General features: G+C 60.0%; 13 protein-coding genes. 6 read left to right on the top strand and 7 right to left on the bottom strand.

Features of this window, described 5'->3' with window-relative positions:
• The first annotated feature begins 58 nt into the window (after positions 1-58).
• The 3 genes from Aeroheme_RS03925 to Aeroheme_RS03915 all read left to right on the top strand — a co-directional run bounded on the left by Aeroheme_RS03925 (position 59) and on the right by Aeroheme_RS03915 (position 1,797).
• Positions 59-592 carry a glycine cleavage system protein R gene (locus Aeroheme_RS03925; protein WP_025328154.1) on the top strand — a complete coding sequence of 178 codons (534 nt, stop codon included), beginning with the start codon at positions 59-61 and terminating at the stop codon, positions 590-592.
• A gap of 23 nt (positions 593-615) precedes the next feature.
• On the top strand, positions 616-1,080 hold the full coding sequence (gene bcp / locus Aeroheme_RS03920) for a thioredoxin-dependent thiol peroxidase (RefSeq protein WP_106885901.1): 465 nt from the start codon (positions 616-618) through the stop codon (positions 1,078-1,080).
• Between the two features lie 216 nt (positions 1,081-1,296).
• On the top strand, positions 1,297-1,797 hold the full coding sequence (locus Aeroheme_RS03915) for a YfbU family protein (RefSeq protein ID WP_404839434.1): 501 nt from the start codon (positions 1,297-1,299) through the stop codon (positions 1,795-1,797).
• Between the two features lie 45 nt (positions 1,798-1,842).
• Here Aeroheme_RS03915 and yfbV read toward each other — a convergent pair whose 3' ends face one another.
• Positions 1,843-2,283 carry a terminus macrodomain insulation protein YfbV gene (yfbV, locus tag Aeroheme_RS03910; protein WP_025328157.1) on the bottom strand — a complete coding sequence of 147 codons (441 nt, stop codon included), beginning with the start codon at positions 2,281-2,283 and terminating at the stop codon, positions 1,843-1,845.
• Between the two features lie 302 nt (positions 2,284-2,585).
• Here yfbV and Aeroheme_RS03905 point away from each other — a divergent pair, with 302 nt between their 5' ends.
• Positions 2,586-3,788: an acetate kinase gene (locus Aeroheme_RS03905; RefSeq protein WP_025328158.1), complete on the top strand. Its 1,203-nt coding sequence runs from the start codon at positions 2,586-2,588 to the stop codon at positions 3,786-3,788.
• A gap of 70 nt (positions 3,789-3,858) precedes the next feature.
• Complete coding sequence (gene pta, locus Aeroheme_RS03900) at positions 3,859-6,012, top strand: phosphate acetyltransferase (RefSeq protein ID WP_025328159.1); 2,154 nt, start codon at positions 3,859-3,861, stop codon at positions 6,010-6,012.
• Positions 6,013-6,414: 402 nt separating this feature from the next.
• Here pta and ilvN read toward each other — a convergent pair whose 3' ends face one another.
• From ilvN to Aeroheme_RS03870, 6 genes are all read right to left on the bottom strand, one after another.
• Positions 6,415-6,909 carry an acetolactate synthase small subunit gene (gene ilvN, locus Aeroheme_RS03895; RefSeq protein ID WP_025328160.1) on the bottom strand — a complete coding sequence of 165 codons (495 nt, stop codon included), beginning with the start codon at positions 6,907-6,909 and terminating at the stop codon, positions 6,415-6,417.
• Positions 6,909-8,627, bottom strand: a complete 1,719-nt coding sequence (locus tag Aeroheme_RS03890) for an acetolactate synthase 3 large subunit (RefSeq protein ID WP_111912261.1) — start codon at positions 8,625-8,627, stop codon at positions 6,909-6,911. The genes ilvN and Aeroheme_RS03890 overlap by 1 nt, the downstream gene beginning before the upstream one ends.
• Before the next feature lie 388 nt (positions 8,628-9,015).
• Entirely contained in the window at positions 9,016-9,168 is a 153-nt protein-coding gene (locus Aeroheme_RS03885; protein ID WP_163155678.1) for a hypothetical protein, read from the bottom strand.
• A gap of 35 nt (positions 9,169-9,203) precedes the next feature.
• The gene (locus Aeroheme_RS03880; protein WP_411166716.1) at positions 9,204-10,313 is read right to left on the bottom strand and encodes an MJ1255/VC2487 family glycosyltransferase; all 1,110 of its coding nucleotides are present in this window, start codon (positions 10,311-10,313) and stop codon (positions 9,204-9,206) included.
• Positions 10,310-10,813 (bottom strand): phosphatase PAP2 family protein, encoded by a 504-nt coding sequence (locus Aeroheme_RS03875; protein WP_290030323.1) that lies wholly within the window; start codon positions 10,811-10,813, stop codon positions 10,310-10,312. The genes Aeroheme_RS03880 and Aeroheme_RS03875 overlap by 4 nt, the downstream gene beginning before the upstream one ends.
• Before the next feature lie 139 nt (positions 10,814-10,952).
• A complete protein-coding gene (locus Aeroheme_RS03870; RefSeq protein WP_005323843.1) occupies positions 10,953-11,576 on the bottom strand; it encodes a TetR/AcrR family transcriptional regulator in 624 nt (207 codons plus the stop codon).
• Between the two features lie 406 nt (positions 11,577-11,982).
• Between Aeroheme_RS03870 and leuA the strand changes: the two genes are divergently transcribed.
• Positions 11,983-13,545 (top strand): 2-isopropylmalate synthase, encoded by a 1,563-nt coding sequence (leuA, locus tag Aeroheme_RS03865; protein WP_163149579.1) that lies wholly within the window; start codon positions 11,983-11,985, stop codon positions 13,543-13,545.
• Positions 13,546-13,613: the final 68 nt, after the last annotated feature.

Here is a 13,613-nt window from a genome sequence, read left to right as displayed (position 1 = left end):
CATGCCCATCAGGCGCTCGCTCTCACCGCATTCGCAATAAATGGACGAGAGACGATTTATGACTCACTACCTGGTCGTAACGGCCATCGGCACGGACAGGCCTGGCATCGTCAATGAGGTTACCCGTCACGTCAGTGGCTGCGGTTGCAACATTGTCGACAGCCGTCTTGGCATCTTCGGTAACGAATTCACTTTCATCATGCTGTTGTCCGGTGACTGGAACAGCCTGATGCAGCTTGAGATAAGCCTCCCCCTGCGCAGCCAGGAGTGGGATCTCATCACCATGATGAAGCGCACCGAGCGCCACCACTCCCTGCAATATGACATCAGTGCCAGCGCCGAGGTGCTGATCCGGGATCAGCCGGGCATCGTAAGCCAGTGCACCCAGTTCTTCAGCGATCACGGCTGGGACATTCAGGCCATGCAGACCGTCACGCTCGAGCAGCAACCCTTCAACCTGCTCAAGGCCAATTTCCAACTCAATCAGGCCAAGCAGGGAGAGGCGGCGGACTCGAAAACGGCCTTCGCCGATTTCTGTCGTGAACTGGGTGCCGAGTCATTCGAGTTCATCGTCAATCACAAATACGCCTGACGGCGTTTATCCGAGGAGACCCCATGCAACCACTACAAGTTGGTACTCAGGCCCCCGATTTTTCCCTCTCCGATCAGGATGGTCAGCAGGTCAGTCTGTCCTCCCTGCGGGGCAAGAAGGTGCTCATCTATTTCTATCCCAAGGCGATGACCCCGGGCTGCACCACCCAGGCCTGCGGCCTGCGCGACGTCAATGCCGAACTGGCCGCCCTCAATGTGGTGGTGCTCGGCATCAGTCCAGATCCGGCCAAGCGTTTGAAGAAGTTCGAGGAGCGCGACAGCCTGAACTTCCGGCTGCTGGCCGATGAGGATCACGCCGTGGCCGATGCCTTTGGCGTCTGGGGCCCGAAGAAGTTCATGGGCAAGGAGTACGACGGCATCCATCGACTGAGCTTCCTCATCGATGAGGAGGGCAAGGTGGCCCATCGCTTCGACAAGTTCAAGACCAGCGATCACCATCAGGTGGTGCTCGACCTCGTCAAGGGCTGAAGTCCGTTCAGACACGACAACAGGGCCTGCAGATGCAGGCCCTGTTCGTTTGCCCCCCTGTTCTGCCGCGCAAGCGCCGGGAATCTCCTGCCAAAAGCAGCGCCCCTATTGCGCCCTCCTCCCCGTTTTTCTCGCCAACCTCCCCTATCAGATCAAAAAATTCATCCTGGATATGGGTTAACGTGGCCCCAGATTCATTTTCCAGTGAGACAGCCCATGAACATGAGCCATACCGAACGCCTGATCCTGAGCAATCAGTACGAGATCCTGGCCAAACTCAATCCGGAGAAAGCGGCGTTTTACCAGCGGGCCAGCACCATAGTCGAGCGTGGCTACTGCCTGCAGATCCTCGAGCTGGAGAAGAGCTTCGGCCATCTGGATCTCGCCACCTGCCAGGAGGTGCTGGACACTCTGGAACTGCACCATGCGCTGGCCATCTCCTGGGGCAACCTGGACGAAGGTACCCGATCCGAGGTGAACGAGAGTCGCCTGGCCTTCAACGGCTACAGCCGCAGCCAGGAGCGGGAACTGGCGGATTATGTCTGCTTCCTGCTGGAGGTGGACAAGCGCTTCCCCGAGCTGCCGTGCCCCTGTGACGAGCTCTCCAGCGACATTGCCATGCGCGACAAGTACCAGCGCATGCTGGCGGCCTGGCGTCAGTGCCCCCGTCAGTACAAGCTATCCATCCAGGAGATCAGCAAGGTACTGGCCGCCTGAATGTGAAAAAGGCGCCTGGTGGCGCCTTTTGCTCCCCTGCCGGGGCTATTCGTAGAGGAAGGATTTGTCCAGCTGCTTGAAGGCGGCGTTGAGGGTGTCAGCCAGCTCCTCGTAACGGGGTCGGGCCACCAGCTGACGATGACCGCCCTGCTCGTTCATCTTGCCGTTGATCTCCCTGTACCAGTTGGCGAGGGAGGGCGGGAGCCGGGTATCGGCACGCTGGCCGAGCCAGTAATAGCCTTGCAGCGGCAGACTGAGCAGGAACAACACCGAGGCCATCACGGAGGGCCAGTAGTGCAGCTCGCCGAACTGGAACTGCAGCATGACGCTGAGCACGGCGAGCGCCGGAATGACCCTGAGGGCGAACTCGGTGGCCTTGATCACCCGATTCTCCGGGAACATGGAATTAAGCTCGGGACGGCGCGGCCAAAGAGTCATATAATGACGGCCTTGCTGTAATTTAGTTCCAAAAATGTTCATGCTCATACTACCTCCGAGCTCTTTTTGAACGTATTAACGGCAAAACCTCGACAATATTTGAGAGGCAATAACAAAGGTTGAGGATGACTTTGTTATTTTTCAACAATCAGGTTATCCTTTGTACGCCCAATTTTTACGCCAGTGGTTTGCTGCTGGCCTGTCAGGGACGTCAGAATTCCGGGTCTTGTATCACTATACAAGGGGCAAGCAACAGATTGCCAACCCTCATAAGGATAAGTTGATAGTTTTTGGGCGCACCGCGTCCGGCGCATCCTCCAACCCAACCCAATCTGCGATAGGATTTATTCATGAGTAAGCTGGTTCTTGTTCTTAACTGTGGCAGCTCGTCCCTGAAGTTTGCTGTCATTGACGCAACCACCGGTGATGATCTGCTGTCCGGCCTGGCCGAGTGCTTCAACCTCGACGACGCCCGCATCAAGTGGAAGCTCAACGGCGAGAAGGGCAGTGCCGATCTGGGTGCCGGTGCCGCTCACCAGGAAGCACTGGACTACATCGTCCACAAGATCCTGCCGCTCAACCCTGAACTGTCCAAGAACCTGATTGCCATCGGCCACCGCGTGGTACACGGCGGCGAGCAATTCACTTCTTCCGTGCGGATCTGCAAAGACGTGATCGCCGGTATCGAAGCCGCTATTCCTTACGCTCCGCTGCACAACCCGGCTCACCTGATCGGCATCCGTGCCGCCCTCAAGGTCTTCCCTGAGCTGGCCGAGAAGAACGTCGCCGTGTTCGACACCGCCTTCCACCAGACCATGCCGGAAGAAGCTTTCCTGTACGCCCTGCCGTACAAGCTCTACAAAGAGAACGGCATCCGTCGCTACGGCGCCCACGGCACCAGCCACTACTACATCAGCCTGGAAGCCGCCAAGCAGCTGAACAAGCCGGTCGAAGAGCTGAACATCATCAACTGCCACCTGGGCAACGGCGGCTCCGTCTGCGCCATCAAGAACGGCAAATCCGTCGACACCTCCATGGGTCTGACCCCGCTGGAAGGCCTGGTGATGGGTACCCGTTCCGGTGACATCGATCCGGCTATCATCTTCTTCCTGCACGACAAGCTGGGCATGAGCGTCGCCGAGATCAACACCATGCTGACCAAGGAATCCGGCCTGCAGGGTCTGACCGAAGTCACCTCCGACTGCCGTTTCGTTGAAGACAACTACGACAGCAAGGAAGAAGCCAAGCGCGCCATGGACGTGTACTGCTACCGTCTGGCCAAGTACATCGGCGCTTACGCCGCCGCCATGGACGGTCGTCTGGATGCCGTGGTCTTCACCGGCGGCATCGGCGAGAACTCCGCCCCGATCCGTGAGATCACCCTGAACAAGCTGGGCCTGCTGGGCTTTGACGTCGACCACGACGCCAACCTGAAGGCACGCTTCGGCAAGGGTGGCGAGATCACCAAGGCTGGCTCCACCAAGGCCCTGGTTATCCCGACCAACGAAGAGTGGGTCATCGCCCACGACGCGCTGGAACTGGTCGGCGCATAAATTAGCTGTAGAGCAAGGCCGCCCCAGGGCGGCCTTTTCCTGATCCCAAAAAATGAACAAGGGGTAATAAGTGGCACGCACTATTATGCTCATCCCGGTCGGCACTGGTGTCGGCGTAACTTCCGTGAGCCTTGGCGTCGTTCGCGCCATGGAACGTCACGGTGTCAATGTCAGCTTCTTCAAACCGGTTGCCCAGCCGCGTCCGGGTGAAACCGGTACCGAGCGCTCCACCGCCGTGATCCGCGCCGCCGCCAACATCAACCCGCCCGAGCCGTTCGCCCTCTCCTACGCCGAGAACATGATCACCTCCAGCAACACCGATATCCTGCTGGAAGAGATAGTGGCTCGCTTTGAAGAGCACGTGAAGACCAGCGGTGCCGAAGTGGTGGTGATCGAAGGCCTGGTGCCGACCGACAAGCAGCCCTTTGCCAACAAGCTGAACTACGACGTCGCCAAGGCGCTGGACGCCGACATGGTGTTCGTGACCCATCCGGGCAATGATTCCAGCCAGAAGCTGAAAGAGCGCATCGAGCTGGCCTGCTCCAACTTCGGTGGCGTCAGCAACCCGCGTATCGTGGGCTGCGTCATCAACAAGGTGGGTGCACCGGTTGATGAGCACGGCGTGACCCGCCCCGATCTGACCGAGATGTTCGAGGCCCATCACCACACCTCCGACACCGCCCACAACCTGGAAGTGCTGCAGGTGTTCGGCAAGAGCCCGCTGCGCATCCTCGGCTGCATCCCCTGGAACACCCAGCTGATCGCCCCGCGCGCCAAGGATCTCGCCAAGCACCTGGCCGCCAAGATCCTGCACAAGGGTGAGCTGGACAGCCGTCGCCTGCAGACCGTGACCTTCTGCGCCCGCTCCATCCACAACATGATCGAGCACTTCCGTCCGGGCAGCCTGCTGGTGACCTCAGGCGACCGCTCCGACGTCATCGTCTCCGCCTGCCTGTCCGCCATGAACGGCGTCAAGCTGGGTGCCCTGCTGCTGACCGGCAACTACCACCCTGAGCCGCAAGTCATCGCCCTGTGCCAACAGGCCATGGCTACCGGCCTGCCGATCATGATCACCGGCACCAACACCTGGCAGACCGCCGTCAGCCTGCAGAACTTCAACGTCGACATCCCGGAAGATGACCGCGAGCGTATCGAACTGGTGCAGGACTATGTGGCTGGCCACATCGACAAGCACTGGATCGAGTCCCTCTCTGCCAAGTCAACCCGCTCCCGTCGCCTGAGCCCGCCGGCGTTCCGCTATCAGCTGACCGAGCTGGCCCGTCAGGCCAACAAGCGCGTCGTGCTGCCGGAAGGGGAAGAGCCGCGCACCATCAAGGCTGCCGCCATCTGTGCCGAGCGTGGCATCGCCCGTCCAGTGCTGCTGGGCAACCCGGAAGAGATCCGTCGCGTCGCCGAACAGCAGGGTGTGGTGCTGACCGATCGCGTCGAGATCATCGACCCGCTGGAAGTGCGCGAGCGCTACGTGCCGCGTCTGGTCGAGCTGCGCAAGAACAAGGGCATGACCGAAGTGGTTGCCCGCGAACAGCTGGAAGACAACGTGGTGCTGGGCACCATGATGCTGGAGCGTGGCGAAGTGGACGGTCTGGTCTCCGGCGCCGTGCACACCACCGCCAACACCATCCGTCCGCCGATGCAGATCATCAAGACTGCCCCGGGTTCGTCGCTCATCTCCTCCATCTTCTTCATGCTGCTGCCTGATCAGGTGCTGGTATACGGTGACTGCGCCATCAACCCGGATCCGAGCGCCGAACAGCTGGCCGAGATCGCCATCCAGTCCGCCGACTCCGCTGCCGCCTTCGGCATAGAGCCGCGCGTCGCCATGATCTCCTACTCCACCGGTACCTCTGGCGCCGGCGCTGACGTAGAGAAAGTGCGTGAAGCGACCGAGCTGGCCAAGGCCAAGCGCCCCGACCTCATCATCGACGGCCCGCTGCAGTACGACGCGGCCATCATGGAGAACGTGGCCAAGTCCAAGGCACCGAACTCACCGGTCGCGGGTAAAGCGACTGTGTTCGTGTTCCCGGACCTGAACACCGGCAACACCACCTACAAGGCGGTACAGCGTTCCGCAGAACTGGTCTCCATCGGCCCCATGCTGCAAGGCATGCGCAAGCCGGTCAACGACCTGTCCCGTGGCGCTCTGGTAGACGACATCGTCTACACCATAGCCCTGACCGGTATCCAGGCAGCCCAGGCCGAGTAATATCGCCCACCGCTGATCCTGTGAAAAACCCGCCTTCCGGCGGGTTTTTTTATGGCTGACAGGGATCTGTTGATCGGCGAGATCAAATCCGGATCCTCGCAGGATCCGCCGGACTGGCCGCGAACGCCTCCTGGCAAGGGGTCGGCGATAAGCAAACACTCACACCCGCGCAGGGGGATTGCACAATTGCGATCCAGCCAGGATCAAATCAGAATATCCCTTTAAGATCAGCTAACTAACGCCAGACACACCGCTAATCTACAGACTTTTCCACAGCTTTTGTGGATAGTTTACCGATCATTTGAAAGAAAATGACAGCGCCAGCCAGCACCCTCCTTCCCTTGCGTCCATGAAAAAGGGCTCCGAAGAGCCCTTGAACAGCCATTTCCACATCCGACCGCATCAGGGACGCAGGGACTTGTCGGCCCGGGAGATGCCACAGACGCCGGAGCGCACCACTTCGATGATCTCGTTGGTCTGGGCGGCAGTCTTGATGAAGGCGTCCAGCTTCTCACTCGTCCCGACGAGCTGCACCGTGTACTGCTCGGGGGTGACATCGACGATCTGGCCACGGAAGATGTCCGCCAGTCGTTTCAACTCGTCGCGGGCACCACCGGCGGCGCGTGCCTTGACCAGGGCGATCTCCCGCTCTATGTGTTCCCCTTCGCTCAAGTCACACACCTTGAGCACATCCACCAGCTTGTGCAGCTGCTTCTGTATCTGTTCCAGCACCCGCTCGTCACCCATGGTGACGATTGTCATGCGGGACAGGGTGGGATCCTCGGTGGGGGCCACCGTCAGGGTCTCGATGTTGTAGCCGCGCTGGGAGAAGAGACCTACCACGCGACTCAGGGCGCCGGATTCGTTCTCCAGCAGTACTGAAATGATATGCCTCATCAGGTTCTCTCCGTCTTGCTCAGCCACATCTCGTCCATGGCACCAAACTTGATCTGCATCGGATAGACGTGCTCATCCGGGTCGACCGAGATATCCATGAACACCAGCCGATCCTTCATGGCGAAGGCCTTCTCCATGGCGCTCTCCAGCTCCGCCGGATCGCTCACCGCGATGCCGACGTGGCCATAGGCTTCCGCCAGCTTGACGAAGTCCGGCAGGGATTCCATGTAGGAGTGGCTGTGGCGGCCGCCGTAGAACATCTTCTGCCACTGCTTGACCATGCCCAGCGCGCGGTTGTTGATGGAGATGATCTTGATGGGCACCCCGTACTGCATGCAGGTGGAGAGCTCCTGAATGTTCATCTGCACCGAGCCGTCACCGGTGACGCAGCAGACCACGGCATCCGGGTTGGCAAACTGGGCCCCCATGGCGGCCGGAATGCCAAAGCCCATGGTGCCGAGGCCCCCGGAGTTGATCCACTGGCGCGGCTTGGCAAACGGATAGTAGAGGGCGGCGAACATCTGGTGCTGACCCACGTCGGAGGCGACGAAGGCCTCCCCCTTGGTCACCTTGTAGAGCGCCTCTATGACCTGCTGCGGCTTGATCAGGGTGGGGTGGGTCTCGTAGGCCAGGCAGTTGCGGGAGCGCCACTGATCGATCTGGCTCCACCAGTCCGCCAGCGCCTGCTTGTCGTTGTCGAAGCCGCACTCGCGGATCACTTCCAGCATCTGCTCCAGCACGGTTTCCACCGAGCCGACGATGGGCACATGGGCCTGTACCGTCTTGGAGATGGAGGTGGGGTCTATGTCGATGTGGACTATGGTGGCGTTGGGGCAGAACTTGCTCACATTGTTGGTGACGCGGTCATCGAAGCGGGCACCCACGGCGAAGATGAGATCCGCGTTGTGCATGCTCTTGTTTGCTTCGAAGGTGCCGTGCATCCCCAGCATGCCGATGAATTGCGGATGGGTGCCGCTGAAGGCCCCCAGTCCCATCAGGGTGGTGGTCACCGGCAGGTTCAACAGCTCTGCCAGCTTGGTCACCAGGTGATCCGCATTGGCGTTGATGGCGCCACCGCCCACGTACATGACGGGGCGGCTCGCCTCGGTCAGCAGCTTGGCGGCCCGCTTGATCTGGCCCTTGTGTCCGGCCTTGGTCGGATTGTAGGAGCGCAGGGAAACGGACTCGGGATACTGGTAGGGGAATTTCTCTTTCGGGTTCTGCACGTCCTTGGGCAAGTCCACCACCACGGGCCCCGGGCGGCCACTGGCGGCAATGTAGTAGGCCTTCTTGATGGCGTCGGGAATCTCGCTGGCCTTCTTGCACAGGAAGCTGTGCTTCACCACAGGGCGGGAGATGCCGATCATGTCGGTCTCCTGGAACGCGTCCTCCCCTATCATGCTGGTCGGCACCTGACCGGACAGGATCACCAGGGGGATCGAGTCCATGTAGGCGGTGGCGATGCCGGTGATGCAGTTGGTGGCGCCGGGACCCGAGGTCACCAGCACAGTGCCCACCTTGCCGGTGGAGCGGGCGTAACCGTCAGCCATGTGCACCGCGGCCTGCTCGTGCCGCACCAGGACATGCTCCATCTTGCCGTTTTCGAAGAGAGCGTCATAGATGTCGAGCACTGAGCCACCAGGGTAGCCGAAGACATGCTCAACTCCCTGATCTTCCAGCGCTCTAACCACCATCTGGGCGCCTGATAACATCTCCATGATAAAGCCCTCCAGGCTTTGCTCCGTTAAGCGAAAGCTACCGACAGTCCGCTGCTTCCCGGCAGCGCCGATCCGTCTCTTGTTGTTGTCTACATCCAGACCAGGCGAGTTCGGAGCCGTCGATAGTAGAAAAATAGGTTTTTTCCATCATTCACCCGAAAAGCGGGTGAAAAACCAACTTAACCCGCTTGTGAACGCTTGTCCACGGCTTTGTCTGACCATAACAGTCATAAATTTCAAACAGCTATTAACATTCAGTGACTTGGTCACCAGACCGGAAACAAAGCGGGGAGTATGGGGGGGAAACTAGCGGATCATGCTGCCAATCTGGGCAGGGATGGAAATAAATGGCCCGCCCCAGAGGGCGGGCCGTCAAAACCATCCCGTCTTAGTGCTCGTCTTCCGGCTCCACCAGCCAGATCTGCTGATCCGGATCCGCCTCTTCACAGACCGAGATGCTGACCCCCATGTCGAGCAGCTCATGCAGGGTGAGATTGTCTGCCAGGGTCATGGTGTCGCCGTTTTCATTGGTAAAGCGCATGTTGTCCGTCCTCTCCTTGATGGGATCAACTCAGTCTAGTCAAAGGCGCTGAGTTGCGATAACCAGGGACGGGCCAATGCCGGGTTGCCCGCCAGTTCGCTGAGGCGATCGCACACCTCCTCCGGGAAGAGGGTCCTGGCCCACAGACGGCGGGAGAGAAAGGCCAGCTCCTCCTTGGCACCGGCCAGCAGCCAGTCGGCCAGCTCCCCCGCCACATCGGGGTAGCGGATCCGCCCGGGTGACGGCGCCTCGAGCCAGGTTCTCAACACATTGGCATCCAGCGTCTCCATCAACTGGGCCAGCCCCATCAGCTCCAGGGTCCTGCCGTTGGTCAGCTGCTCGAACTGGCCACCCAGCGGCTTGACCAGCAGCTTCTTGCCGAGCGACAGCGCCTCCGAGGCAAGTTCAAACCCCGCATTGCTGATGACACCCCGGCAACCGGCTAGCGCTAATTTGAATCCCTCTCTGGCTGCAGGCTCGAAGCGGATGTTGCGCCATTGACTGGCCTTGCGAAGGCCGGGGTGGAAGCAGACGAAGCGCTGCTGGTTGAAGCGCGACAACAGCGCAGCTATCTGCTCTGTCTGCTCGAATGGCAGATAGACCAGGATCTGCTGGTTGTCCGGCGCCGGGGTCATGGGATCTATGATGGGGGGCAGCAGCGGCTGACCGAAGTGGAACCAGTGCAGCCCCAGAGAGCGGCTCACCGGGGCGAAGTGGCGCATCAGCTGGCGGTTGAAACCACTCTCCCCCCAGCGCGGAATGGGCCAGTCGAAGCTGGCCTGATGGCTGATGGTCAGACTGGGTTTTTGCCAGCGCCGGGCGGCATGGGCACTGAGTGGCTCAAAATCGCTGATCACCAGATCGTAATCCCGGCAGTCGAGGCCTCGCATGTCCTGCCAGAAGCGAAGGGGAGAGAGTCCCTTGAGGGTGCGCCAGCCCGAGATGCGGCCCTGATGGCTGACGAAACTGATGCCGGGGAAGGTGCGATAGTCCCCGAACTCCCCCATCTCGAAGTAGCCGTCGGCGGCGCGCCCGCTGAACAGGTAGTCGACCTCTATCCCCCTGCTCTTCAGGGCGCGCGCCAGAGTCCTGCTGCGGCTGATATGACCGTTGCCGGTCCCCTGTACCCCGAACAGTATCCTCATCCCTGGCTCCAGTTAAGGGCCCACAGGGCGCAGCCGCCCCCGAGCAGGGCGCCAGCCACCAGATCGCTCAGATAGTGCACCCCGAGCAGCAGCCGCGACGCCCCGACCAGGATGGCCCAGAGAAACAGCAGCGGCGCCCAGAGCGGGAAACTGGCCGCCAATACTGTGGCCATCAGGAAGGCGGCGGCGGAATGACCGGAGGGCAGGCTGTAGCGATCGGAGGGGGTGATGAAGACCGGCAAGCCCACGGGGCGCTGGCGCCTGAGGGCATTCTTGAGCAGCAGATAGAGCGGCAGCTCGGCGGCAAAGGCCAGCAGGGCGACTTGTACCACTTCCCGCTGCGCCTCCCCCTGCCACCAGAGCAGGGCGGCCAGCACGGCGTAGAGGGGGCCGTCACCGGTACGGGAAATGACCCGACTGATCCTGGCCTGCGGCCGGTTGTAGGGATGGAGCAGACAGACACGGCACACCCGCAGGTCCCATTGCTGGATCTTGTTCATCACGCCCCCTTCCCTTGAGTCTTGAATGCAGACTAGGGCGGCGCAGTGACACTTGGTTGAAGGAGAGATAACAGATTTGTGACATGAACCATGCAAAAAAGGGCCATGCGGCCCTTTTTCAGCTATTACCCGGGAAGACTCAGTTCAGGGAACCGCGCAGCCCGTTCTCCATCAACTGGCAGTTGTGGGCTGCCAACCGGCTCATGAAGCTCTCGTCCACCGTCAGGCCGAACACCTGCTCGTAGAGATCCTTCATCACGAAGGGCTGCCACATCATGCTGAGGAAGGAGATCTTCAGCATCTCGGGATCCAGGTTGTCACCCAGCTGACCATTGGAGCGCATGGATTCGAGCAGGGCATCGAACTGGGGCAGTTGACGCTCCAGCAGACGATTCAATACAAAATCCCGCCCCGGGCTTTTTTCGGTTGATAATGCGCTGGAGATGGCGGAAGTCAGCTCGCTGTTCGGCGCCATCACCTGATAGTAGGTATTGAGCAGATCGGTCAGGCTGCGATTGCTGCTCTCGTCATGCCAGGCCTGATCCAGCGGCTCGGCCACATCCCCCAGCACCGCCTTGTAGAGGCCCTCTTTGCTGCCGAAGTAGTAGTGGATCATCGCCAGATTGGAGCCGGCCAGCTCGGCGATCTCACGGGTCGTCACCTTGCTGTAGGGGGTGTTGAGAAAACGTTCGCGTGCGGCGGCGAGCAGCTTGTCACGAATGTCGGAACGTCCGACCGGACGGCCAGGTCTGCGCTTTTCCATGGAATACCTCAGATAATTCAGCAAGGGCTGATAAGTCGATCTGATTGTGCGGGTGATCGAGTACAGCAGGAACGACCAGATAATCAGGCATGAACCGAATATGGGACAAGGAAATTTGCACTCCTTTACAATCCGATTAAATAACACAGTGAATTGAACCTGCCCTTTCGAGTTGACACAGCATAAAAATCTCGATATTGGTAGTAGCGTTATCGACTGGAAGGATTGAGTCATCATGCATATTGCCGCTCTGCTACTACTGCTCCCCCTAATCGCGACTCCTCGCGCGGGATCCTTGTAGCCGGGCTAAGGCATAGCCGGAATTTACAAAAACCCGTGCACCCCGCACGGGTTTTTTTATGCCAATGCAGGATGCACGCACCGAACTTAGGAAGAGGGAAGTCACATGTCAGATCGAGTCATCATATTCGATACCACCTTGCGTGATGGCGAGCAGGCGCTGTCGGCCAGCTTGACGGTCAAGGAGAAGCTGCAGATTGCCCAGGCGCTGGAACGACTCGGTGTCGACATCATGGAAGTGGGCTTCCCTGTCTCTTCCCCCGGTGATTTTCAATCGGTGCAGACCATAGCCCGTCACATCAAGAACAGCCGGGTCTGTGCCCTCGCCCGCGCCCTGCCCAAGGATATCGATGCCGCCGGCGAAGCCTTGCGGGTCGCCGAGGCCTTTCGCATCCACACCTTTATCTCCACCTCCTCCATCCACGTGGAGAGCAAGCTGAAGAAAAGCTTCGAAGACGTGCTGGAGATGGGGGTCGGCGCCATCAAGCACGCCCTGCGCTACACAGATGATGTGGAGTTCTCCTGCGAGGATGCGGGTCGCACGCCGATCGATAATCTCTGCCGCATGGTGGAGGCCGCCATCAAGGCGGGCGCCCGCACCATCAACATCCCGGACACTGTGGGCTACACGGTACCGACCGAATTTTCCGGCATCATCCAGACCCTGTTCAACCGGGTGCCCAACATCGATAAGGCCATCATCTCGGTGCACTGCCACGACGATCTCGGTCTCTCGGTGGCGAACTCCATCAGTGCCGTGCAGATGGGGGCACGCCAGATAGAGTGCACCATCAACGGCATCGGCGAGCGGGCGGGCAACTGCTCCCTGGAAGAGGTGGCGATGATCCTGAAAACCCGCGCCGACCTGCTCGGGGTGCACACCAACATCCGCCACAACGAGATCCACCGCACCAGCACGCTCGTCAGCCAGCTCTGCAACATGCCGGTGCAGCCGAACAAGGCCATCGTCGGGGCCAACGCCTTCTCCCACAGCTCCGGCATTCACCAGGACGGCGTGCTCAAGGCCAAGAACACCTACGAGATCATCACCCCAGAGAGCATCGGCCTGACCCAGAACAACCTCAACATGACCTCCCGCTCCGGCCGCCACGTGATCAAGCACCGGATGGAGTCCATGGGTTACGCCGAGAGCAGCTACGACCTGGACCATCTGTACGGCAAGTTCCTCACTCTGGCCGACAAGAAGGGGCAGGTGTTCGATTACGATCTCGAGGCGCTGGCCTTCTTCAGCCAGATCCACGAGGAGCCCGAGCACTTCAAGCTGGAGTATCTGGGCGTGCAGAGCGGCAGCTCTGTGCTCGCCACCGCTTCGGTCAAGCTCAAGGTGGGCCAGGATCTGATCTGCGAAGCGGCCACCGGCAACGGTCCTGTGGATGCTGTCTATCAGTGCATCAACCGCATCACCGGCTACGAGATCCGCATCGACAAGTACGAACTCAAGGGCAAGGGTGAAGGCAAGAATGCCCTCGGCCAGGTCGACATAGTCGCCGAGTACAAGGGTCGCAAATTCCATGGCATGGGGCTGGCCACCGACATCATAGAGTCCTCGGCCCAGGCCCTGGTCCATGTCATCAACAGCATCTGGCGCGCCGATCAGGTCGCCGAGCAGATGGAACGCAATAACAACATCAAATCGGAAACCGTCTGAGCAGCGATCGACGAGCTGAACGGATGGAATGAAATCACAACATCGGGACGGAGACAGTCTGAACAGAT

This window comes from Aeromonas sp. DSM 116730 (assembly GCF_046581335.1).
GTDB classification, from domain to species: domain Bacteria; phylum Pseudomonadota; class Gammaproteobacteria; order Enterobacterales; family Aeromonadaceae; genus Aeromonas; species Aeromonas rivipollensis.
This window is presented reverse-complemented; position numbering and strand designations above follow the sequence as displayed.